This is a genomic window from Kamptonema sp. PCC 6506, from assembly GCF_000180455.1.
GTDB lineage: Bacteria > Cyanobacteriota > Cyanobacteriia > Cyanobacteriales > Microcoleaceae > Kamptonema > Kamptonema formosum.
On record NZ_CACA01000129.1, the window covers coordinates 12,778 to 36,758 of the forward strand.

At 44.3% G+C, this 23,981-nt stretch carries 17 protein-coding genes and 1 pseudogene; 15 read left to right on the plus strand and 3 right to left on the minus strand.

Annotation, left to right across the window (positions count from 1 at the left end; all coding sequences use genetic code 11):
• Positions 1–273: 273 nt before the first annotated feature.
• The 6 genes from OSCI_RS07365 (at position 274) to OSCI_RS07380 (ending at position 9,739) form a co-directional block, all read left to right on the plus strand.
• Positions 274–1,068, plus strand: a complete 795-nt coding sequence (locus OSCI_RS07365) for an ATP-dependent DNA helicase (protein ID WP_007354262.1) — start codon at positions 274–276, stop codon at positions 1,066–1,068.
• 22 nt (positions 1,069–1,090) lie between these two features.
• Positions 1,091–1,330, plus strand: a complete 240-nt coding sequence (locus OSCI_RS31340) for a hypothetical protein (RefSeq protein ID WP_007354263.1) — start codon at positions 1,091–1,093, stop codon at positions 1,328–1,330.
• Positions 1,331–1,350: 20 nt separating this feature from the next.
• Positions 1,351–1,506 (plus strand): hypothetical protein, encoded by a 156-nt coding sequence (locus tag OSCI_RS29725; protein WP_155523450.1) that lies wholly within the window; start codon positions 1,351–1,353, stop codon positions 1,504–1,506.
• 149 nt (positions 1,507–1,655) lie between these two features.
• Positions 1,656–4,808, plus strand: coding sequence for a DISARM system SNF2-like helicase DrmD (gene drmD, locus OSCI_RS07370; protein ID WP_007354264.1), 3,153 nt, complete (start codon positions 1,656–1,658; stop codon positions 4,806–4,808).
• A gap of 81 nt (positions 4,809–4,889) precedes the next feature.
• Positions 4,890–5,492 (plus strand): hypothetical protein, encoded by a 603-nt coding sequence (locus OSCI_RS07375; RefSeq protein WP_007354265.1) that lies wholly within the window; start codon positions 4,890–4,892, stop codon positions 5,490–5,492.
• Positions 5,493–5,656: 164 nt separating this feature from the next.
• Positions 5,657–9,739, plus strand: coding sequence for an Eco57I restriction-modification methylase domain-containing protein (locus OSCI_RS07380; protein ID WP_007354266.1), 4,083 nt, complete (start codon positions 5,657–5,659; stop codon positions 9,737–9,739).
• A 139-nt stretch (positions 9,740–9,878) separates the two neighbouring features.
• Here OSCI_RS07380 and OSCI_RS07385 read toward each other — a convergent pair whose 3' ends face one another.
• The gene (locus OSCI_RS07385; protein ID WP_007354267.1) at positions 9,879–10,226 is read right to left on the minus strand and encodes a XisI protein; all 348 of its coding nucleotides are present in this window, start codon (positions 10,224–10,226) and stop codon (positions 9,879–9,881) included.
• Positions 10,214–10,630: an element excision factor XisH family protein gene (locus tag OSCI_RS07390; RefSeq protein ID WP_007354268.1), complete on the minus strand. Its 417-nt coding sequence runs from the start codon at positions 10,628–10,630 to the stop codon at positions 10,214–10,216. Before OSCI_RS07390 ends, OSCI_RS07385 begins: the two co-directional genes overlap by 13 nt.
• A 158-nt stretch (positions 10,631–10,788) precedes the next feature.
• Here OSCI_RS07390 and drmA point away from each other — a divergent pair, with 158 nt between their 5' ends.
• From drmA to OSCI_RS32370, 7 genes are all read left to right on the plus strand, one after another.
• Entirely contained in the window at positions 10,789–14,616 is a 3,828-nt protein-coding gene (drmA, locus tag OSCI_RS07395; RefSeq protein ID WP_007354269.1) for a DISARM system helicase DrmA, read from the plus strand.
• 105 nt (positions 14,617–14,721) lie between these two features.
• Entirely contained in the window at positions 14,722–16,587 is a 1,866-nt protein-coding gene (drmB, locus tag OSCI_RS07400; RefSeq protein ID WP_007354270.1) for a DUF1998 domain-containing protein, read from the plus strand.
• A 95-nt stretch (positions 16,588–16,682) separates the two neighbouring features.
• Entirely contained in the window at positions 16,683–17,423 is a 741-nt protein-coding gene (locus OSCI_RS07405; RefSeq protein ID WP_007354271.1) for a hypothetical protein, read from the plus strand.
• A complete protein-coding gene (locus OSCI_RS31345) occupies positions 17,420–17,785 on the plus strand; it encodes a hypothetical protein (RefSeq protein ID WP_007354272.1) in 366 nt (121 codons plus the stop codon). The genes OSCI_RS07405 and OSCI_RS31345 overlap by 4 nt, the downstream gene beginning before the upstream one ends.
• A 182-nt stretch (positions 17,786–17,967) precedes the next feature.
• Positions 17,968–19,359: a DNA polymerase III subunit gamma/tau gene (gene dnaX, locus OSCI_RS07410; protein WP_007354273.1), complete on the plus strand. Its 1,392-nt coding sequence runs from the start codon at positions 17,968–17,970 to the stop codon at positions 19,357–19,359.
• Positions 19,356–20,330, plus strand: a complete 975-nt coding sequence (holA, locus tag OSCI_RS07415) for a DNA polymerase III subunit delta (RefSeq protein WP_007354274.1) — start codon at positions 19,356–19,358, stop codon at positions 20,328–20,330. The genes dnaX and holA overlap by 4 nt, the downstream gene beginning before the upstream one ends.
• A gap of 187 nt (positions 20,331–20,517) precedes the next feature.
• Positions 20,518–20,694, plus strand: a complete 177-nt coding sequence (locus tag OSCI_RS32370; protein WP_420705283.1) for a DUF6985 domain-containing protein — start codon at positions 20,518–20,520, stop codon at positions 20,692–20,694.
• Positions 20,695–21,078: 384 nt separating this feature from the next.
• On the opposite strand, the pseudogene OSCI_RS07420 reads toward OSCI_RS32370, so the two are convergent.
• Positions 21,079–22,569 (minus strand): annotated as a pseudogene (locus tag OSCI_RS07420) (type IV secretory system conjugative DNA transfer family protein); the annotation flags it as partial.
• 232 nt (positions 22,570–22,801) lie between these two features.
• Here OSCI_RS07420 and OSCI_RS29730 point away from each other — a divergent pair.
• Complete coding sequence (locus OSCI_RS29730; protein WP_007354278.1) at positions 22,802–22,954, plus strand: hypothetical protein; 153 nt, start codon at positions 22,802–22,804, stop codon at positions 22,952–22,954.
• A 105-nt stretch (positions 22,955–23,059) separates the two neighbouring features.
• Entirely contained in the window at positions 23,060–23,968 is a 909-nt protein-coding gene (locus OSCI_RS07425; protein ID WP_007354279.1) for a hypothetical protein, read from the plus strand.
• The last annotated feature ends 13 nt before the right edge of the window (positions 23,969–23,981 follow it).

Here is a 23,981-nt window from a genome sequence, read left to right on the forward strand (position 1 = left end):
CAGTTGGAGAATTCATAAAAGAAGTTGGGTACGTGCAAATAATAATAATTATCTCCCCATACTTATGAGGCTGAAAGATATTGAAATCAAGCATACCCTAAATTATCCCCTAATGCAATACTCAAGCCCTTTCTAACCTAACGTCTTAGTATGTCAAACTTGAATACAACTAAAATACACCTAATAAATTAGTGTTATTTCATTTATTAACTTTTGTATAAATTTCAGCTACCGCTGATGAGTGTTTGAAAAATAGTAGAACAAACCTACTCTATGATTCAAACACTGGTAAAACCAAAGAATTTTCAATTAACTTCTCAACAAAACAATGCCCTCCAACTCATCGAACAATTTCTCACAAGTTCTAAACGGGTATTCGGGCTATTTGGATATGCAGGTACGGGAAAATCCACCCTTGTCAACCTCGTCGCAGAACAATTAATCAGCGCTGGAAAAAGAGTCGCTTTCACCGCTCCTACCAATAAAGCAGTAGGCGTATTGCGACGGATGGCTAATGAAAAAGGACTCATAGGAGTAGACTTTATGACCATCCACCAACTACTAGGATTAGCTCCAGTCAAACAGGGGCAAAATAAAATCCTCAAACAAGTTTCTCCTTCTTTCCTTCACCTATACGACACCATCTTTCTTGATGAGTGTAGTATGGTGACAACAGAACTGTGGAATATCATTCAAGAAAGAATTGCTAATACTTTGCTCCTGGGCAGTAATCGGCAACTTATTGTCATGGGCGACCCCGCACAATTGCCTCCTGTTAATGGCGAAATAGAAGAGAAAAAATCTCAAGCTTTCAACATCCCTGAAAAAGCCATTTTAACAGAGGTTGTTAGGCAAGGTGCGGGTAGCCCTCTGCTAGAATTTATAACAGCTTGCCGCACGGCTGTCAAGAGCAAAAAAGCATTCCAACCCTTCTCCAAATTCAGCTTTGATAAAAAAAACGGAGCTTTCCTAGTCAGAGAAGAAACGCTGTTGAAATATGCCTTAAAAAAGTTCTCTTCTACTTTCCCTCAAGACCCCGACTGCTTTCGCATCCTTTGCATGGTATAACCATTGTGAAATCTTTGCAGACATGAGAAATTGTTGGGCAATTACTGTGCATAATTCTCAAGGATCTACCTTCACGGAGGTGGGAATTGACAGCAGTGATATCGGCAGGAAAGTTGCTACTAAATTGCTGTATCTTGCTCAAGTTTTTCCTTGTCAAAAATCTCAATTTATTAAAGAATACCGCGACAGTATTCGAGCGCACAATCAGCTTATGTACGTGAGTTGTAGTCGTGCGAAGCAGCGGGTTTTTGTTACTAAGTAAGCCTAGTTTATATTGGCTGAATGGCACTTTTAGAGTTTAAGGGCGATGCCTGGGGACTTCGACGGTTCCGGCTGAGCGCGAGCCGTCGAACGCTGGCTACTCCTACTTGCTTGCAGTCTGACAAGACGATCGCCCTTGGAATGTGCTATTTTTTAATCGTACTCAAGAGCGATTAAAACAAAGCAGGGAGTACATACCAATACAGAACTAAAAGCTGAGAAAATTGTTAGGTTGCGATCGCACTCTTTATCTCACCAAAAAAGTTGCACAACTTAAAAGAGTGCCACACAGACGGAATTAGTGTCAAAGTTTCCCAGAGGAGGGTATGAGTTTAACTAGAGCAATTCCAGAACTGGGTCAGCTAGTCAAAGTGCGATCGCGCCAATACGTCGTCACCGAAATCCGGCCCACTGCCATACCTGTTAATCCCATGCTACCAGGGTTACAGCAGTTGCAAAACCTGGTGATGCTTTCCTCTGTGGAAGATGATGCTTTGGGAGAAGAATTACAGGTAATCTGGGAATTAGAACCGGGGGCTTTTATTCGCGAACGGATGGAACTACCGCCACCTACAGGTTTTGATGAACCCGCTAAATTAGACGCTTTTTTGGATGCGGTACGCTGGGGGGGCGCTTCAACTGCTGATATTCGTACTATACAATCTCCCTTTCGCAGCGGTATTGATATTGAAGATTATCAGCTTGACCCCGTTGTGCGTGCCATTCAAATGCCCCGCGTTAACTTACTAATTGCTGATGATGTAGGATTAGGGAAAACCATTGAGGCGGGATTAGTCGCGCAGGAGTTGACAATTCGCCATCGTTGCCGCCGTATTTTGATTATCTGCCCTTCAGCGCTACAAATTCAATGGCGTGACCAAATGCGGGATAAATTTGGTTTAGATTTTCGGATTGTGGATAGTAACTTGATGAAGGAGTTACGGCGTTCTCGCGGGATTCATGTTAATCCTTGGCAGCATTTTCCCAGATTGATTACCTCGATCGATTTTATCAAGCGCGATCGCCCCCTGCGTCTTTTTCGCGAACTCCTCCCCGCCGAAGGCGAACCCCTCTATCCCCGCCGTTTTGACTTGCTGATTGTCGATGAAGCACACAACGTCGCACCATCCGGCGGCGGAAAATATGCAGTTGACTCGCTCCGAACCACTACAATTAGATTATTAGTTCCTCATTTTGAACACAAATTATTTTTAACCGCAACTCCCCATAACGGTTATCCCGAAAGTTTCACCGCTTTATTAGAATTGTTAGACTCCCAAAGATTTGCTAGGGGTGTTTCTCCTGACAAAAACCAACTGCAAGTTGTCATGGTGCGGCGACTGAAACAGGAGATGCAAAACTGGGATGGTTCGCCTCTATTTCCAGTACGGAATTTAGCACCTATTTTAGTAGATTATCCCGCCGGAGAACGGAGGGCGCACGCAGCTTTAAAACATTACACCGAATTACGCGGTAAAGGTGTGGCAGATAATACAGAAAAGTATGCTACTGAATTTGTTTTAAAACTGTTAAAGAAACGCTTGTTTTCTTCACCCGAAGCTTTTGCGATTACCTTAGCCCAGCACGAAAAATCTTTAACTTCAGCCCGTCGCCGGACTGCTACCACTTTATCACGACCAACTGAGGGAATTTTACGCCGTCAATTAGAGCAAGTTGAAGAAGAATTTGCCGATGATGCGGTTTACGAAGAAGCAACCGATGAAGCAATTACTAATACTAGCAGATTGTTTCGCCCACTTTCGCCAGCAGAACAACAATTATTACAAGAAATGCGAGACTGGGCAGAAGATGCCGCCAAACGACCGGATGCCAAAGCTCAAGAGTTATTGAAGTGGATTCATACTCAGATTAAACCTAATGGAAAATGGTCGAAAGAACGGGTTATTATTTTCACCGAATATCGCGCCACTCAAAAATGGTTGTATAATTTATTAGCAGCCGAAAGATTAATCGAAGGAGACAGATTGATGACTCTTTATGGCGGCATGGTTTCGGAAGATAGGGAAAAAGTCAAAGCCGCTTTTCAAACCGACCCTGATATTTCGCCTGTGAGGATTTTACTGGCAACTGATGCAGCTTCGGAAGGGTTAGATTTACAGAATTATTGTTCTAAGTTGATTCATTATGAAATTCCTTGGAATCCGAATCGGATGGAACAGCGGAATGGCAGAATTGACCGTCACGGACAAAAAGCTCAGGAGGTTTTAGTTTATCATTTTGTCGGCAAAGATTATAAACAAAATTCGGTAACGGGAACTAAACCGGGTGATTTAGAAGGTGATTTAGAATTTTTAATGCGGGCGGCATTAAAAGTTAATAATATCAGAGAAGATTTGGGTAAAGTGGGTATGGTGATTGCCCAGCAAGTAGAAGAAGCAATGTTAGGATATCGGACTACTTTAGATACTAGCAAATCTGAACGGGAATCGGAACCTGTGCGACGGATGTTAAAGTTTGAGCGCAAAGTGAGAGAACAGATTGATAAATTGCGCGAACAATTAAACGAAACTCGCCAGAATTTACGGTTGACTCCTGATAATATAGAATCAGTAGTAAAAATTGGGTTAGAGTTAGCAGAACAACCGCCACTGATAGAAACTCAGATAGTAGGTTTAAAGGGAAAAGCTTTTTATTTACCAGCCCTAAAAAGCAGTTGGGCGATGTGTAGCGAAGGGTTAGCCCATCCCCATACCAAGGAGATTCGCCCCATTGTTTTTGACCCGGAATTAGCCCAGGGTAAAGATAATGTGGTGTTAGCACATTTGAATCATCGGTTAGTACAAATGTGTTTGCGCTTGTTGCGGGCTGAGGTGTGGTCTGGGGAGGAAAGAAAATGCTTGCATCGCGTGACGGCGAGGTTAGTTTCTGCTAGTTCGGGGTTGGAAACTCCGGCGGTGGTTGCTTATGGTAGATTGGTGATTTTAGGAACCGACCAACAACGGTTACATGAAGAGGTGATTACGGCGGGGGGAATGTTGAAGGATGGGAAATTTACCCGGTTAAAAGTGATGCAATTGCAAGGGGCGTTAAATGCAGTTTTACCAGACGCAGCGCCAGATAGCGTTCAACAAAAATTAGCCGAAATTTGGCCGAATTATGCCGATGAATTGCTGAAAACTTTGCAGGCGCGGATGAGTGATAGAACTGCTAGTTTACAACGGGATTTGCAGAACCGGGCTGATAAAGAGGTGGCGGATATTACGGCTATTTTAACTGAGTTAAAGCTTAGTATTGAAAAAGAGTTTGTTGAACCGGAGTTTAAGCAATTGGAGTTATTTAATACGGAGGAAAAAGCACAATTTGAGCGAAATGTCAATAGTTTAAAGTTGAGGATTGAGCAAATTCCTCGCGAGATTGAACAGGAAACGGATCTGATTAGGGCGAGATTTGCTAATCCAACGCCGCGATTGTTTCCTTTGGCGGTGACATATTTAGTTCCGCAGAAACTTGTGAGGTAAATTAATATCAATAAAGGCACTGAAGTGCCTACTACAAACAAGTTCGTAGTAAGCACTTTAGTGCAAATGGAGATAAAACAAATGGCGTACAGCGATTTTAAGTTAAATGAAGTAAGTCAACGGTTTGGATTGACGGTGAATGAAGCGTCGGGAATGTTTGCGGATGTACCGGAAGCAGAATGTAGCGATTTACTGGTGACAATTCTAGGTGAAAATGTTGATTTGGCGGTGGCGATTAATACGGAAAAAGCCCGTTCAGAAATGATTATTACTCCAGTTTTGTTAGAGATAAGGCGCAAATTTAAGGGTCAAATTAGCTTATTTTCGGGGGTGGACTTTACGGTTGATGTCCAACAAGGTTTAAATGGGTTTTGTGATTTTATCATTAGTTCATCGAAAGAACAGTTATTTGTTCGCGCCCCGGTAATTACGCTGGTGGAGACGAAGAATGAAAACTTAAAATCGGGGTTGGCGCAGTGTATTGCGGAAATGGTAGCAGCACAGTTATTTAACGAACTACAAGGAAATCAAATTAAAAGTATTTATGGAGTCATCACCATCGGCACGATTTGGCAATTTTTAAAGTTACAGGATAAAGTAATTTCGATCGATTTAAGCGAATATTATATTAAGGATATCAAGAAAATTTTAGGTATCTTAGTCAGCGCCATTCAACAGCAATAAAAACCCCACTCCCGACTCCCCACTCCCGACTCCCGACTCCCGGTAGTCCTGCATAAGTAATGATGAAACTCCATATAACCCTATCTGTGTAGGGATTGAGGGAGCAAAAATCCTAACTCTTGCACCACTCCCTACTCCCCACTCCCCACTCCCCATTACCCATCATGTCTACCGCACGTCACCACGCCGAATGGTTATCTCTGGTTGAAGCTTCCGGGCCTTTTTTAAGTTTACCCGTATTGCTGAAAGTGTTTCCCAGTGGGTTAGATGCCCATGACTCGGAACATTTTAAGCTGTTACGGTTAGCCTATGAAGAATGGCAGGATAATCAACTGGGGGCGCGTCCTGAAAAAGCGATTCATCGCGCTTGGGTGGAATTTGTTTTGCGGCAGACTTTGGAATTGCCGGAAGAGGTATTGTTAGAAGGGCAGCGCATTCCGCCTGGGTTGCAAACCACTGTTGCAGAACAGGGCGAAACTCTCCGGCCAGATTGGGTAATTGTTAATCCTCAAGAAACACCCAATACAGGGACACCCCGGCTATTAGTTCAGATTGTACCTGCCGAACAGGATTTGGAGAAACCTTTGGCAGGACAACGCTGGAAAGCGAGTCCGGCGACTCGGATGATGGAATTATTGCACGCTGCTAATGTGCGGTTGGGATTGGTGACAAATGGCGAACATTGGATGTTAGTTAATGCGCCTAGAGGGGAAACGACGGGTTTTATTTCTTGGTACGGGACGCTGTGGTTGGAAGAACATTTGACGCTGCGGGCGTTTCGCAGTTTGTTGGGGGTGAGGCGGTTTTTTGGGGTGGATGACTCGGAGACGCTGGAAACCTTGCTAACTCAAAGTGTCACAGACCAGCAGGAGGTTACAGACCAACTGGGGTATCAGGTGCGTCAGGCGGTGGAGGTGCTGGTACAGGCGTTAGACCGCATCGACCAGGATAGAAATCGCAGTCTTTTACAAAATATCTCGGAAACTCAGCTTTATGAAGCGGCGCTGACGGTGATGATGCGTTTGGTGTTTCTGTTTTCAGCCGAGGAACGGAAGTTGATTCCTTCGGCGGGGGGAGAAGCGCTTTATAACGAATATTATGCCGTTTCTACGATCGCGGCCAAGTTACGCAGCGATGCGGATAAGTTTGGCGAGGAAGTGTTGGAACGCCGCAGCGATGCCTGGTGTCGCTTGTTGGCGACGTTTCGCGCTGTGCATGGGGGAATTCGCCACGATTTGCTGGATGTTCCTGCTTATGGGGGGAGTTTGTTTGACCCGGACAGATTCCCGTTTTTGGAGGGGCGAGTGCGGGGAACTCGCTGGCAGGAGATTTCTGCTGAACCTATCCCGGTGAACAATCGGATTGTGTTGCATTTGTTGGAAGCGTTGCAAATTTTGCAAATCAGAGTGGGTGGGACGCTGGAACCGCGCCGACTTTCGTTTCGGGCGCTGGATATTGAGCAAATCGGTCATGTCTATGAAGGCTTGCTCGACCATACCGCAGTCAGGGCAACGTCTCCGGTTTTAGGATTGATTGGGACGCGGGAACGGGAACCAGAGGTGGCGCTTTTGGAGTTGGAGCGGCTGCAAGCCAAGGGGGAGGAGGATTTGGTCAAATTTGTCAAAGAGCAGTCGAATAAGTCCCCTGCTGCCCTGCGTAAGGCTCTCTCAGTGGGGATTTTGCCAAGGGTGCAGGAGCGGTTGCGGGCGGCTTGCAATAATGATGGGGAATTGTATCAGCGCGTTTTGCCGTTTGCCGGATTGATTCGCCTGGACACGCTGGAGTACCCAATGGTGATTCCAGAGGGCAGTGTCTACGTCACCCAAGGTTCAAATCGTCGGGAAACGGGGACGCATTATACACCGCGCAGTTTAACTGAGCCGATCGTGCAATATACCCTGGAACCGTTGGTTTATGAAGGGGTGGCTGAGGGAAAGCCGAAGGAACAGTGGCGGCTCAAGTCAGCGAAGGAGTTACTGCAACTCAAAGTCTGCGATATGGCGATGGGGAGTGGGGCGTTTTTGGTGCAGACTTGTCGCTATTTGGCGGAACGTTTGGTGGAGGCGTGGGAAGGGTTGGAACGGGAAAATCCGGGTCAGGTAGTGATTGCGCCGGAGGGGACTTTATCTAAGTTTCGTCCTGATGAGTGTCCGATTCCGAAAGATAGTGACGAACGGTTGGCGGTGGCGCGGCGGATTGTGGCGGAACGCTGTCTCTACGGGGTGGATAAAAATCCACTAGCGGTGGAGATGGCGAAGTTATCGCTGTGGCTGATTACGTTAGCGAAAGGGCGTCCGTTTACGTTTTTAGATCATGCCTTCAAGTGGGGGGATTCGCTGGTTGGGGTGAATTTGGAACAGTTGCGCTACTGGAATTTGGACACGACTGGTACGCCTGCTTTGTTTGCCGATAAGATTCGCCGGGAGGTTGAACAGGTAATTGAGTTGCGGCGGCAAATTGCAGCGAAACCTGGGATGACGGCGCAAGACCAAACGGAGAAGGCTTATTTGTTGGCGAAAGCAAATGCGATCGCCAATGATTTGCGCGATGGCTGCGATTTGCTGGTTGCTAGTTATTTTAATGACTTGTCTGAGACGGAGCGAGAAGGGTTAAGGCAAACGCTGTTAACGGTGTTTCGGGATGGTGCAAGTGTTTCCGAACGGATGCGTCAGGTGCTGCCTGATTTGGAGAAGTTGCGTCCGTTTCACTGGCATCTGGAGTTTCCAGAGGTGTTTTTGGATGATTCAGCACCCAAGGGGTTTGCGGCTTTAGTGGGGAATCCTCCGTTTCAGGGAGGGAAAAAGATTACGGGTGTACTCGGCACGGATTATCGAGATTTTCTGGTAGAAAGAATTGCCAATGGAAAGAGAGGAAATGCTGATTTATGTGCTTACTTCTTCTTAAAGGCGCAACAGTTACTTAGTTTTAATGGAGGGTTTGGTTTAGTTGCAACAAATACGATTGCTCAAGGGGATACCCGTGAAGTAGGTTTAGACCAATTAGTTGCTAATGGTTGTGTAATCATCCGTACTGTTCCTAGTCGGAAATGGGAAGGAACTGCTAGTTTAGAAGTCGCTTATGTCTGGTTACGAAAAGGTAATTGGCAGGGGAAGTTTATTTTAGATGAAAAGCCTGTTGATGGAATTACAGCTCTTTTGACAACTCTGGGTAAAGCTGTAGGTAATCCTCATCGGTTAGTAGCTAATCAGGATAAATCTTTTATTGGTTCGTTAGTGCTGGGTATGGGTTTTGTCTTGACTCTAGAAGAAGCCCAAGCATTAATTGAAAAAGACCCTTGTAACAAAAATGTTTTATTTCCTTATTTGAATGGTGAGGATTTGAATTCTCGCCCAAATCAATCTCCTAGTCGTTGGGTGATTAATTTTAAGGATTGGCCGTTGGATGCTGAACATGACGATCCGAAAAAGCCAAAGGGCAAACCTTATGCGGTTGATTATCCTGATTGTTTGGCAATTTTAGAAGAGAAGGTTAAGCCTGAGAGAGAGATGAAAGCTGCTGATGTCGCCGCCGCCGCATGGTGGCAATTTTGGCGAATTCGTGCAGAACTCTATGATGCGATTTCAGATTTGGATCGGGTAATGGTAACTGCCCGTGTCAGCGCCCATCATTTTCTCGTACCTGTACGAAAAAATCAGGTATTTTCTGATCGCTTAGTTGTTATTGCATCACAAAGCTTTTCTGACTTTGCAATCCTTTCATCTTCGTTGCATGATTTATGGGCGCATAGACCAGGCACAACTACTCATGAAACTCGGAATACTTACTTCCCACAGGAATCTTTTGAAACCTTCCCTTTCCCCTCATCAACTTCAAACCTAGAAGGCATTGGCGAAAAATATTACACCCACCGCCAATCCATCATGCTTTATCGCCAAGAAGGATTAACCAAAACCTACAACCGCTTCCACAACCCCGACGAAACCGCCGCCGATATTCAACAACTGCAAGAATTGCACGTAGAAATGGATAACGCCGTCGCCGCCGCCTACGGTTGGCAAGACATAGACTTAGGGCATGACTTCCACGAAACCAAACAAGGATTGCGCTACACCATCAGCGAAACCGCACGGCGGGAAGTGCTAGATAGACTCTTGCTGCTGAATCACGAACGCTACGACGAAGAAAAAGCCCAAGGGTTGCACGATAAAGGGAAGAAAAAGGGGAAAAGTGGGGGGAAAACTGCTAAAAAACAGGTATCATCTGAGGGACAGTTAAGCTTATTTTGATTAGCAGATGAAACAAACGTTCGTAGTAGGGACTTCAGTCCTTATCGCACTAAAGTGCTTACTACAAACGTAAAATGTTCGTAGTAGGGACTTTAGTCCCTCTAGCACTAAAGTGCTTACTACGAAATTTATTCTACTTTTAGCCCACTGCATAATCACTCAATTCCCGCATGAAAGGAGGATAAAAACCTAACACAATATCTTGTTTTGGTACACCAAAATTGACTAAATCTGCTGCAATATCATGTTCTGTTGAATTGTAAAAAATCCAGATTTTCTCATTGCGAATATCAAGATGTATTATACAATCATGCACCCAGCGTTTATGCTGCCAACCCAGATGCACAATTTGATAGTGATTTCGCTGTGTATCAAAGATAGTTTCAACTTCAATATCACCATAAGCTGGCTTAATTTCTGCGTAACCCATCAATAATTGCTGTACAATTTGCTGATAGTTGGTTAATTGATCCGTTAGTTTTTCCATTGTGAAATTTGCTCCAGTTCAATGTCGTAAATAATCAATTTTACGGAATTTTCTTGCAGCATTGATGCTGGAAAATCAAGTTGAAAGAAGCTGTTATAGATTAAATCGGGTATGGCTAAATAGAGAATGCGATCGGGTTCTTCACGACGCAATGCAGCCCGATAGTTAATAAACTGCCCCAGTGCTGTATGAAACTCAGAAATTGCCGATGCACTAGCTAAAAAACTTTTGACTTCCACCGCAATTTTCTCATTTCCTCGCTCTGCTGCCAGTAATCGTTCTGCCCCCAAGTCAATTTCCATATCTACACCGCCCACTTTAATTTTAAGTGGATCGTGAGTAACATTCCACCCATCCTTAGTAAGAGCCGTCTTAACAACTTGATGAAAACGATCCTTAGCCACAATAGACGATTTAATATAAAGGTGCAATTTAAAACTATCACATTTAGTGAAAGATTGTGCGTTAAGCGTAGCCGTGACGCACCCTACGTATTTAAATGTGGTATTATGCTAAAAGGCTAAATTGCTAATTTATAAATATTACGAAATATTGCAATGTTATGAATATTATCCAACTCCCTGCTATACTACCTGGCAACTTAGACCTCGCAGCGATTAACGAACAGTTAAAAAATCGCGCCGCCCAACTAGATTGGAGTAGCGTCATTTCTGCCAACGAACAACATTTAGCAGTTTTATTAAAGGATCTTAGCTTAGATGATAGCGATGTCATCGACTTAGAAAATCCTACCATGTCCGATAACATTGCTCAAAAAGTTGTACATTATTTCAATACCCATCCAAATATTGAAGACAATACCCATCCAAATATTGAAGACAATACCCATCCAAATATTGAAAACAATTCTCCTTCTATTTTACCAACCATAAGTTATTATCAAATTCGGGCAAAATTAGAAAAAGCAATATTAAATGATTTACTCGGCCCAGCGGGAGGAGACTATGAAGAGATAGACGAAATGCGAGTTAGCGATCGCTACCTCGTCGGATTAATCGCACCTAGCGATCGGCATATTGTACCCGAAGAACTGGAAGAAACGCCCGAACAAATGGATGAATTAGCCATTTCCGGTAGCGGTACTTTAGAAGAAGGCACAACCGAAAGTAACATTCTCCCCGCCGAGAAAATGTTTCCCTCCGCAATTGGCATGACTTTTTGTGTTGATGGAAATGCCAAAATAATTAAAGTAAAAGCAGGGTGGGGACAATACGAAAGAGAGAAAAGCGAAAGCGCCCAAACTTCGACTGGCGAAGCAAAAACCTTGTGGCGACGCTACCCGATTCGAGGAACCTCACCGGATATTATCTTAAAAGTAGGTACGATTAATCCTTGGCAAATCGATCCAGAAAAAGCAGTATTTGTTCAAGGTCAAATTCGTCAACAGCATCAAGATTGGATCGTGACTCTCTTCTTAGTTAATGGACAAAAAGAACCGGAAATTAGACGCGATAGCGCTTGGTTATTTCAACCAGAACTAAGCGTTGAATCTGCCGACCCCAATTATCCCGATATTTTCATTAAACGGCGACTGAAACGCCAACTCGGTAAACTCAACCCCGTCTTATTTGCCGAAGAACAAGCAATGGCGATGCAGTACCGCGACTGCATAGAATTTGCCGTTGGACACGGGACAGGCGTACACGCAGAACTTTTAGGCGGAAAGTGCGATCGCGAAGCCAGCCAAAGGCATCGGGCTATCCGCCTTGCTACTAAAGTCGTCCCCGCCTACGAAGTTCCCCAAACTACGCCGCCAACTATTGAGGAAATACCGGGACTGGCGGGATTAATTTTAGATATGAAAGAACTAGCAGAAATTCCCGATTTATCAACTGCTTTAAGTTCTTTAACTATTGCTTATAGTGAATGGATTACCCAACAAAATGCGAAAATTGCCGACCCCGCCGCCGATTTAGGCGATTATCAGGATGCGGCAAAATCGGCATTGGCAAATTGTCAAATAACTTGCGATCGTATTCACGCAGGAATTGACTTATTACAAACAGATTCTAACGCCACTGAAGCCTTCCGATTTATGAATTTGGCAATGTGGCAACAGCGGATTCACTCAATTTATGCAGAAAATAAACGGCGCGGCGAAGCCAGCGAATGGGATAATATTGATATTCCCAAGAATCGCACCTGGAGACCGTTTCAGTTAGCTTTTATCCTGCTAAATCTTCCCAGTATCACCGAATTAGACCACCCAGATCGATGTCATCCCACAGATGCGATCGCAGATTTACTTTGGTTCCCCACTGGCGGCGGTAAAACCGAAGCCTATCTAGGATTAACAGCCTACACCATTGGACTGAGAAGATTGCAAGGAGATATTGCCGGACGTTCCGGCGCAGCAGGCGTTGCTGTCCTCATGCGCTACACCCTCCGCCTCTTAACATTACAACAATTTCAACGCGCCACAACCTTAATTTGTGCCTGTGAAGAAATCCGCCGTCAAGATGAAAATAAATGGGGAAAAGAACCGTTTAGAATTGGGTTATGGGTAGGGATGAAAACCACACCAAACCGAACCGAACAAAGCAATGAATTTCTCAAACAAAAACTCGGACAATACCAACCCACTAGCAGCGGTTCCCCCCATCAATTAACTAACTGTCCTTGGTGTGGTTCTCAAATTGACCCCGGCAAACAACATATTAAAGTAGAATCCTTTGCCAAAGGACAAGGACGCACTTTAATTTACTGTGGTGATAGTTTAGGGAAATGTTTATTTACCCAAAAACAATCTCCCACCGAAGGTTTACCCATCGTAGTTGTAGATGAAGAAATCTATCGTCGTTTGCCAACATTAGTGATAGCAACTGTTGACAAATTTGCCCAAATGCCTTGGAATGGTGCTGTACAAATGCTATTCGGACAAGTAGACGGATATTGCACCCGTCACGGTTTTCGTTCTCCTGAAATCGAAGATACAAACTCTCACCCCAGTAAATACGGACTCCCCACTGCTAAAACAATTCCTAGCAATCCCTTGCGCCCGCCAGATTTAATTATTCAAGATGAATTACACTTAATTAGTGGCCCTTTGGGAACCCTAGTCGGACTCTATGAAACCGCCGTAGATCGACTTGCATCCTGGGAAGTTAACGGTAAAATAGTTCGCCCAAAAGTAATCGCTTCCACTGCGACAATTAGACAGGCGCGTGACCAAGTACATAACCTATTTTTGCGCCAAGTGCAAGTTTTTCCCCCCCAAGGTTTAGATATTCAAGATAACTTCTTTTCCTGTCAGCGTCCGCCTTCAGAGGATTATCCAGGTCGGCGCTATTTGGGGATTTGTGCCACAGGAAGGCGATTAAAAGCAGCATTAATTCGCGTTTATACGGCAGTATTGGCAGCCTCTCAATATTTGTTTGAAAAATATGGCGATTCTGTTGACCCTTGGATGACCTTAGTGGGTTATTTTAACTCCATGCGGGAATTAGGAGGAACCAGGCGTTTAGTGGATGATGACATTCAATCTCGCTTAGGAAAAACCGACCGCCGAGGGTTAGCAAAACGTCTGAGGCTGGAAGTAGAAGAATTGACCTCGCGCAAAAATTCTACCGATATTCCCATTGTATTAAATTGGTTAGAAACTCCTTTTTCTTCAGAGAAGTCCAATAAAAGTAACAAGCGCAAACCCTTAGATGTTTTACTAGCTACTAATATGATTTCTGTGGGCGTAGACGTAAAACGTTTAGGCGTAATGGTAGTGACAGGTCAACCCAAAAACACTGCTGAATACATTCAAGCGACCTCGCGGGTAGGGCGAAGTTTCCCCGGTTTAGTATTTACTGTTTATAACTGGGCGCGACCGAGAGATTTATCCCATTACGAGCAATTTGAACATTATCATGCTACCTTCTATCAGCACGTTGAAGCCCTCTCAATTACTCCTTTTGCCCCCCGCGCCCTTGACCGAGGATTAGCTGCTTTATTCGTTTCCTTAGTGCGTTTGGCAGGTAGCGAATTAAACGCGAATGATAAAGCTGGTAGGATTTCTCGCCATCATCCTTATGTGGAAGCTGCTATGAATGCGATTTGCGATCGCGCTTTGGCATTAGGCGATACTAAAACCCGCGATTTAGTAAAACAGGAATTAGAAACTAAATTAGACTATTGGTTAGCAGAAGCAGCGAATACGACGGGAGGAAAAGTATTAGGATATCAGACCAAAAAAGATGGGGTGACAATGGGATTATTAGAACAACCAGGACAAAGCAATTGGCAATCATTTACTTGTTTAAATTCCTTGCGAAATGTTGAACCGAATATTGGATTAATTTTAGACGATCGCATCCCCGATGATGACGATCGCCCCACCCAATCAATGAGTGAAACTACCCCAATAGATTTAGACTTGTAGGGGCAATCCCCCACGATTGACTTGTCAGATGGGCGGACGCGCCACCGACACCACCGCTAGATATTTGCACAAATCATTTAGGTTCGCCATATATTAGTTAATACAATGACCACCAATCAATTCCCTTCTAAAAACAAAGTTGGTGAACTCCGACCCAGCCAAATTTTATTCTCTTCAGGCATTGGTTCTATTGTAGATTTACCCAACTTATCAACTATGGTAATGGGATTAGATGATTGGGAACTCACTCACGCCTCAGAATTAGGAGAAGCCCGGTTACTAGCAGCAGTGCAAAAAGAAATCGGTAATCAAGTCAAAAAATTGCTAACGCCGCCTATATCGGAATCAAACAATACCATCCCTAACTTATTTGATGAAAGCGCCAAAGTAGGAATTCCCGTCTCACCTTTCCCCACCTGGGTAGTTTGTCCCCAATGTCGATTACTCGCCCCTTTAAAATCGGGACTATTTGAGTTAAAACGCGATCGCCATCGACCCGACCAAAATCGCTATATTCATAGTAATTGTCGCACATTTTCTCCAACAGTTATCCCTGCCAGATTTTTAGTAGCTTGTCAACACGGACACTTAGATGATTTTCCCTGGCACTACTTCGTTCATAGAGGTAGTAGTAATTGCAAAGGTTCTCTGCGTCTCTATGAATATGGCATTTCTGGTTCTGCTACTGATATTGAAGTAAAATGCGATAGTTGCGGTAAATCTCGCCGACTGTCCGATGCCTTTGGCGAACTTGGTAAAATGAATATGCCTCAATGTCGCGGTCGCCATCCCCATTTACGCAACTTTGCAGAAGATGGATGTACCAAACAAATGAAAAGTATCTTACTCGGTGCATCCAATAGCTGGTTTCCTATCACCCTTTCCGTACTCTCAATTCCCACTACTATTAATCAACTGGGGCAACTGATTGATAAACATTGGTCGGTGTTAGAAAAAGCTATTACAATTGACATTTTAGCTGCTTTCCGCCAAATCGGTCAACTCAAAGAATTTGCTAAATATTCAGATGCCGAAATCTGGAAAGAAATTTTACAAAAACGTCAAGAAACAGGTGAAACCGAATGCCTTGACGTGAAAGATATCAAAACCCCAGAATGGCAAGTTTTTTCTAATGCCGATACCAGTTTGAATAGCGCTGACTTTTGGTTAACACCCGTCACCGCCCCTGATGGTTACGAAGCTTATTTTGAAAAAGTTGTCTTAGTAGAACGCTTGCGAGAAGTTCGTGCTTTAGTTGGTTTTACACGCATCGAATCTCCTGGTGATTATGCTGAAACAGGAGAATTACCCGAAGAATACTGGGCTCCTTTGAGTCGTTCTGAACCTACATGGGTTCCAGCTTCAGAAGTGCGCGGCGAAGGTATTTTTATGCAGTTTCAAGAAGAAAAACTACAAAACTGGTTATCCAGTACACCTGGATTAAAAACTTACGAACAACAAAGCTTAGAAGCCCATCGTCGTTGGCGCAGGGCGCGTTCCTTAGATCCTGATACTAATTTCCCCGGTATTCGTTATATTTTACTTCATTCCTTCGCTCATGCTTTGATGCGACAATTAGTAATAGAATGTGGTTACAATGCTGCTAGTTTGCGGGAACGCATTTACTCAAAAGATCCGAAGGAAGATAATGGCCCAATGGCTGGTATCTTGATTTATACAGCCGCACCCGATAGCGAAGGTACACTAGGGGGATTAGTCAGTTTAGGGGAACCAGGTACTTTTGGCCGTCATATCGACCAAGCTTTAGAACAAATTGGTTTATGTGCTTCTGACCCTTTATGTGCGGAACATAGCCCCTTACAAAATACAACTTCTTTGCATTGGGCGGCTTGTCATGCTTGTTTGTTTAGTCCTGAAACATCCTGCGAACGGGGAAATAAATATCTCGATCGCACTTTGTTAATTCCTACTATGAATGCTGATTTATCTGAATTAGCTTTTTTTGAGTAATTCTATATCTAAAGTTGAGTGACAAGCTGCTAATACAAGCTATTCTCTACGCAGCTAACGCTGCCCCCGTTTAGCAGCTATTTTAACGCACAAAGATGCAGACCAAATCTCGCAGCGATACAGCTAAAAGACGAAACAAAGAAAACGGTTCCTCCAAAATAAACCCCAAGGCAAGTGTTACCTTAGAACGAACCAAACCTTTAGTCAAAGATGAGCCTAAACTTGAACAAGAATCCGAACACCAATCCCCCAATAGCGATTCTCCCCAGCTTTTATCACCAGAAATTAAGCTAATCTGCACCCAAGACAACTTAGCCAACCATCTCGAACTTGTTAGCAAAGCTGTCCCAGCAAAACCCACCCATCCAGTATTAGGAAATGTCCTCTTAGTCGCTTGCAAAAAAACACAGCGAGTCCAACTCACCGTCTTCGACATGAGATTGGCTATTCAAACCTCTTTTGAGGCCAACGTTCAATCTCCCGGCGACATGACTATTCCAGTCGGACTTCTCAGCGATATTGTCGGGAAATTCTCGCCCGGAGATATCACTTTAGTTAGCCGTGAAGCCTTGAAGCAGGAAGGTGAAGATAGCCAGAATAGCACCACCTTACCAGAGGCTGTTAATAACAGTCCAGTTGCTACCCTAATAGCTGCTTGCGGTCGCTATCAAGTTCGAGGAATTTCGAGTGAAGAATTCCCTGCCATTCCTGAAGTAAAAACAGCACAAACAATTCGCATTCCCCCTGAAACATTGAAAGAAGGGCTGAAAGGGTCACTGTTTGCCACCGCTACCGATGAAACCAAGTACAGCAGCAGGATTTCAAATATCAGGTGACGCTGGAAAAAGCACCTTTCATCAAAGCACTAGAGAGAATTGCTGTGCTGGCAGACAAGAAAGAAAAAACTCTTAGCATTCGTATTAATAGCGAAGCACAGCAAGTGTCACTATCGCTGTTCAGAGAATTTGGAAACGGCTTGGAACAGATGGCAGCGCACGTCAATTCAGACGACAATTTTTCAATTTCCTTCAACATTAAATATCTCTTAGAAGGTGCAAAAGCGATTTCTAGCTCTCAAGTTCAAATGCACCTCACTCAGCACGACGGCCCCGCCATTTTAGTTCCTTTTGGCAACCGCGACAAGCCCAACATCCTTATGGATACGAAATACTTGCTAATGCCAATTTTCAAAGAATGAAGGGGAAGGGGAAGGGGAAGGGGAAGGAGAATAAAAAATTCAGTTATTGTTAGCTTTTATTGAAGAAATAATCGTTAGCTTTTATTGAAGAAATAAAAGTAAAAGTTTCTCCTTTCTTTACCTTCCCCCTCCCCTTCCCCTTCCCCCTCTTTTCAGTCTAAATTACACCTAACTATTCAATCATGTACGCAGCATTACCTCAAAAATACCGCCCTCATACCTTGTCTGAACTGGCCGGACAGGAGTACATTCAAAGAACGCTTTCTAATGCGGTCAAAACTAATAAAATTGCTCCAGCTTACTTGTTTGCTGGCGAACGAGGAACGGGCAAAACTTCAACGGCTCGCATTTTAGCTAAATCTCTCAACTGCACGAATACAGACAAACCTACTGTAAAACCATGTGGTAATTGCCAGTCCTGTCGCTCAATTGAAAAAGGCAACAGCTTAGACGTTTCTGAAATTGACGCGGCTTCCCATAACGGTGTTGATGACGCTCGCGGCCTGATTGAGCGATCGCACTTTGCACCAGCTATCAGCCGCTACAGAGTGTTTATTTTAGATGAATGTCACTGCCTAAGTTCCCAGGCTTTCAACGCTCTTCTAAAATGTTTGGAAGAACCGCCGCATCATGTAGTGTTCATTTTGTGTACGACAGAGCAACACAAAGTGCTACCAACAATTAACAGTCGATGCCAAACGTTTCTATTTCGATCGCTGCCAATTTTATCTATTGTCCAGCAGTTAACAACGATCGCCCAGAAAGAGTCAATTGCAATTACCGAAGCAGCTAAAATTGCGATCGCCCGCGCCGCGAATGGTGGAATGAGGGATGCTTTACAGTTACTCGACCAGTTAAGCTTATTAGGAGAGGAAATTACTAGCGATCGCGTATTGGAACTGTCGGGGCGGATACCGGAGTCCGATTTAGTCGCAATTTTACAATCGGCCGGCACTGGCGACGCGCTGAAGCTGCTACAACTGTCCCGCGAACTTATTGACAGCGGGAAGAATCCTAAAATGCTGTTGGGGTCGCTACTCGCCTGCTACCGAGATTTGTTGCTGGTGAAGAGTGTCCCAGACTGTTCGCTGATGCTAGTTAGCGGCATTTCGCACTCGGCGCTGCTGGAAATTGCTGATGCTTGGGACTATAACGCGATCGCGAATGGCCTCGAACAGTTGCGGACTTCTGAATGGCAACTCAGCAAAAGCGCTCACCCTACGCTGTGGTTGGAACTCTGCTTGCTGGGATTGGCGAAGATCCCACAATTAAAATCCTACGCTACAGATAGTGCGATCGCTAACCCTTGTCAATCTGAACGTACTTCCAAATTGCGATCGCCTCGTTCCAAAGAGCAAACCATTTGGGAAAAGGTACTCTTAGCCACTTCTGAGAACAACCGCGCTTTACTGTCTGCTGCTTCCCTGGTAGCACTGACGGAAAAGAAAGCGGTGCTGGCAGTTCCCACCCCATACCTTGACAAGTTTAACCGGAATGCGGCTAAGGTGCAGAAAATATTTCTGGCTGCAACGGGTATCCACTATCAAGTGTCGTTTGAGGAGAAAACTTCATGATTAGCTTGCTAATAGGGGATGACCTCCACGCGATTCACAAAAAGCTTTCTGCCTTTAAAAAGAACCTCGACCCTGCCTGGATTGGCTTCAATTATCACCGCTTTGATGCTTCGGCATTGAATGAAGCGGTTGACTGTGCCCTGACTCCCGCCTTGGGAACGGAAAAAGCAAAGTTAGTAGTGGTAGAAGGGTGTAATTTCAAACAGTTTACTGAAGAGGCGCTGGAGGTTCTCAATTTGCTCCCGCAGGTGCCGGAAAAGACGCACCTGGTTTTTGTAGCGCCTTCCATTGACAAACGCCTGAAGGTAGCAAAATCCCTGCTTTCTCAAGCTAAATTGTTCGAGTTCGACCTTATCCCTCCTTGGCGAACGGATCTCATTGCCCATTCTATCCGAAATCAAGCGTTGGCAATAGGGCTGTCGCTGAACTCAAATCTCATTGATTACTTGGCGGTTGCGATCGGCAGTAATCCGGCTCGCGCCGAATCAGAATTGCACAAGCTGGCTACTTATAGCAACGGCGCACACCTCACTTTAAAGCAAGTGCAAGCGCTGATTCCTTCAACTACTCAAAATAGTCTCCAGCTTGCCGAAGCGATGAAGGAAAATAGCTCTAAAAAAGCAGTTTACTTACTGCAAGAACTTTTGGCAATAGGAACTTTTCCACTGGCGATTTGTGCAACGCTGATTACTCAATTTAGAACTTGGTTATGGGTGAAAGCAGCGATAGTTGGAGGAGTTAAGCAAGATGCTGAAATAGCCCGGATTTGTCAAATTAGCAACCCAAAGCGGGTCTATTTTCTGAGAAAAGAAGTCGCTGGTGCTTCCGTAACATCTCTTGCGGCTGCGATGTCGCTGCTGCTTGATTTAGAGGCTTCCCTGAAGCTTGGGCGCAAAGGGGATTTTATGTTGCCTGTAATTTTGGCGATCGCCCAACTGTTTTCTTCTAAGAAAGTAAAGCTAACAAAGTAGGAGCGATCTCATTTCCCTCGTTTAACGAATGCAAGAAGTTAAACGGGGGAAATTTTTATCCAAAGACATTCAGTAGACCGAAAAGTTTTGCGCTCGCGCCTAAAGGTTAATAAAATGTAGCTGATGATACAGAATTTCCTGACCTACAGAAAGCTAGTTAACCGTCAAAGGCTGAGCCTACTTTCTAATCTATGCCGAGTGCGATTGGGATTGCGAGCATGGGCTGGAGATTCGCTTCCGCGATGGTGTGGCCATTGAAGCCGATCGGGTAGGTGGTAGCGGCGGTGCGCAGGATGATACCCCTGAGCACTTGGAGATGCTACAGCAGCTAATCGCGGCCGCTTCCTCTGAGCGCGCTCCTTGAGACCTAAACGCCACCGAGAGTAGCGATCGCAAAACTTTTCGGTCTACTGACATTGCTATCTAATGCTTTCTAAGTGTTTCGGCAACCCAGCACATACAAGCGACTAGCGTCGCACTGGCGGGTAAGCAATAACTGTCTTACCTGTCTATGCAAGTAATTACAATTACCGATTTAAACTTCCTAATCAATCCCAGCCAATTGGCTGTACCCATTGATACCGAACAACAACACTTTCAGCTAGCGAGGTAGAAATTTAGATAGCCTACAAGTGTCATCCTTTAGAGAGATCGCTTGTTAATCTACGGTAAAAGCTTTTTCCTCAAAAGGCTTAAGCCAAACTTACTAACAAATCAGTCATTCGCAAGAGAAAACTACCACATCAGATTAACGCTTGCCAATACCGCCAGTGGCAAAAACCCGCCTGGAACGCCCAGTTTTACTAACAACTGAGTCTAACGGGTTGTAGCTCAATTTCTTGCCTGAACCTGGTGGCACTGGTGATGGGGATGGAACGTTACCCCCGGCATCTGGCAGCGGTAACATCCGTTCTGCTTCCTCAATGCGATCGTACAAAGCAGCAGTTAGTTGGTCAAGACTGGCCTGTTTGATGCGACTCTCCAGCCGTAGCCTAACAAGAGCATCCCAGAGGGCCTCACTCTCACTTTGCCGCTGCAAATCAGCTTTAGGAATAGGAATGGTTAGCGCGTAAGGAATTGACCCCTCGCCGCCGGAACTGTAGCCGGGATTCGTAATTACACACCGTCCCTGGGGAAACCGCAAAATCTCATCCACTGAAAACAATGGCATTTTTTGAAGCGACTCGTTCCAACTAATAGATTGATTGCTTTGAGATTGACCACCCATAGAACGGCTGGTAGACTTACTTTTGAGCAAAACTTCTTTTTCTCCGTAGCGTTCGGAGTATTTTTTAGCAGTGTCAGTATTACCAGGATTGAACAAAATGTGAGTGCTACAAGCAGAGGCGATCGCTGCCCCCATTTTCTCTCCATACCCTTCGTATAGTTGCTCTAAACTCTGAATTCCTAGAATAAAACAAGCTCCATTCGAGCGATATTCATTAATCCACTGCGGCATCCGATCCAATCGAATGGAGGGAAATTCATCAAGTGAAATAATTAGAGGATCTTTCCGAGGATGGCTTAAGTTGGACACAACCAGCAGGTGAATTGCTGCTGCTAGTAGAGGCCCCACAACGGAGCGCCGTTCATCATCTAATTTAAAAACAATTATCTGTCGACCTTCTATTTTCGTCGGGATGTCCGACTTTCCCAAAAATGCTCGCAACAGGTCAGCTTGGATAAAACTGCTAAAGGTTCCCGCCGCCGTCGTTAGAATTCCAGAAATAGTTTTTTCTGCTTCTTTAGCACTCAAAAACTGGTTGAAACTGGTGGCTACCCACTCATCGATTTGACGAGATTGGATAGCATAATCAATTCGTTTCACTAAATTTGGCAACCTCAAAATTGCATAGAGCATCGCCATATCTGGATATTTAGAACCCTTGACTAATTGAAGGAGTGCTTTAGCTAATAAATCTCCAGCTTTTGAGAAAAATTCGTCACTTTTTCCATTACCTGAACTCGCATTCCTATTAATAACTTGACCAATTTCTCCAGCCATGACCGAATCTTGAGGCGATTTCATAAAGTCGAGGGGATTAATAATACCTGAATAGGCTTCTCCCGGTGCAAATACCCACACTTGATAGCCATACCGCGCTGCCATCGGTGCGTGGAGTTTAAGCTGATCGCCTTTTTTATCGTAGAGGATAATCGGAAATCCTTGCACCATTGCACTTTCTAGCGCCCGATCAATTGTCGAAAAAGTTTTACCAGATCCCGGTGCTCCAATTACTAAAGTCGATCGGTTGCTCGGTTATCTTTCTTTGGGTTTGAGCGATAACTGGAGTAGAGTTAGCCTGCGCGATCAAAAATTTAATCTCAAAATTCATCTGACTTGTAGTTACAAATTATTGTTAGCAAACAAGTTAGCTTAAATCAAAACTAATTACTATTAGCTCAGTCTTAAGAACGAACAATTATAGGCAACAGTTCTAACTTTTGGTAGAAAGCACTGCGTAATAAAGTTGTTAGAAGAAGCTAATGCTAGCACATCTGAACGAGCAGATGCAGCTTCTTTGTACGCGATCGCGGGTTTGAAAGCAGCTATCAACTTGGTAGAAGGACTGCCATTATTGCGAGCGAGGGGAGTAAACCCCAAAAGCCACACCACATTTTAGTGAGATCGCGGATGCGATCTCACTTTGAACTCCTTCTAAACCTGATCTGCGATCCTTAATCTAATGGAATACAATAAAACTTGGTGTTATAAAAGCGATATATGTATGACTGATGAAATGTCCAAACCAAACTTCGATGAAAATGATGCCCTGTTATCTGACTTGCTCAAAGAAGTTCAGAAATGGGAGGGAACTTTAGCTGGCGGGACAAAACTAGGGATAAATGCAGACAAAGTTGATAGCTTATTTCAAACTAAAGTCAACTTTGGCAATCCTAGAGATCGACTAATTCGGCTGACCGAGAATATCTTTACAGATAGCGGTACTGAACTAGATAGCATTTATAAACAACAGATGCAACAACAGTTTGACTTCTATTATATGACCCTAACAGTAGCTCTAATTCCTGAACGTGGCGCTCGATTCTGGCGGTTAACCTGTGAATTAAATTTTAGTCCCAAAGGTAGCAGCGAGCCAATTATTACCAGCTTGTTTCCTGCTCAAAAGTGGCGCTCAGTAATGAACTTTGGAGTGGGCATGGATGTGGGATTAAATGGTAACTTAAACTGGGATGTAGGCGTGGATTCCTCCAAGTTAGCAGAACTATTGGACTTGATACCAGAAGATATCAAGGCCAATGTCACCAGCAAGAGTAACTTTAAGGCATTTTCAGCTATGCCTGCCTATCAATATAATCTCGGTCATTCCGAAATTCTGACAAACGGTGAAGGAAATTCTACTTGCTACTGGCGAATTCAGGATCAAGAACTACAGAAAATTGGCACAGCGAAATTCGGAATTGTTTTTAAAGTACCCAAAGGAACTGAATCAATTAGTTTGCAGGGTACAGTATGGGCTGAACCCGATCTTAATTGGCTGACGGCTGATATTCGAGATGTTTTTGCCAATTTGTCCGAAAATTTGAAACAACTACTGAAGCAGAAAAATGAAGCAGCTAGCCATTTTTCTCGTGGCGATGCTGAAAAATGGGAGCTAAACCTGCCGAAAGGGTGATACTAAGAAATTT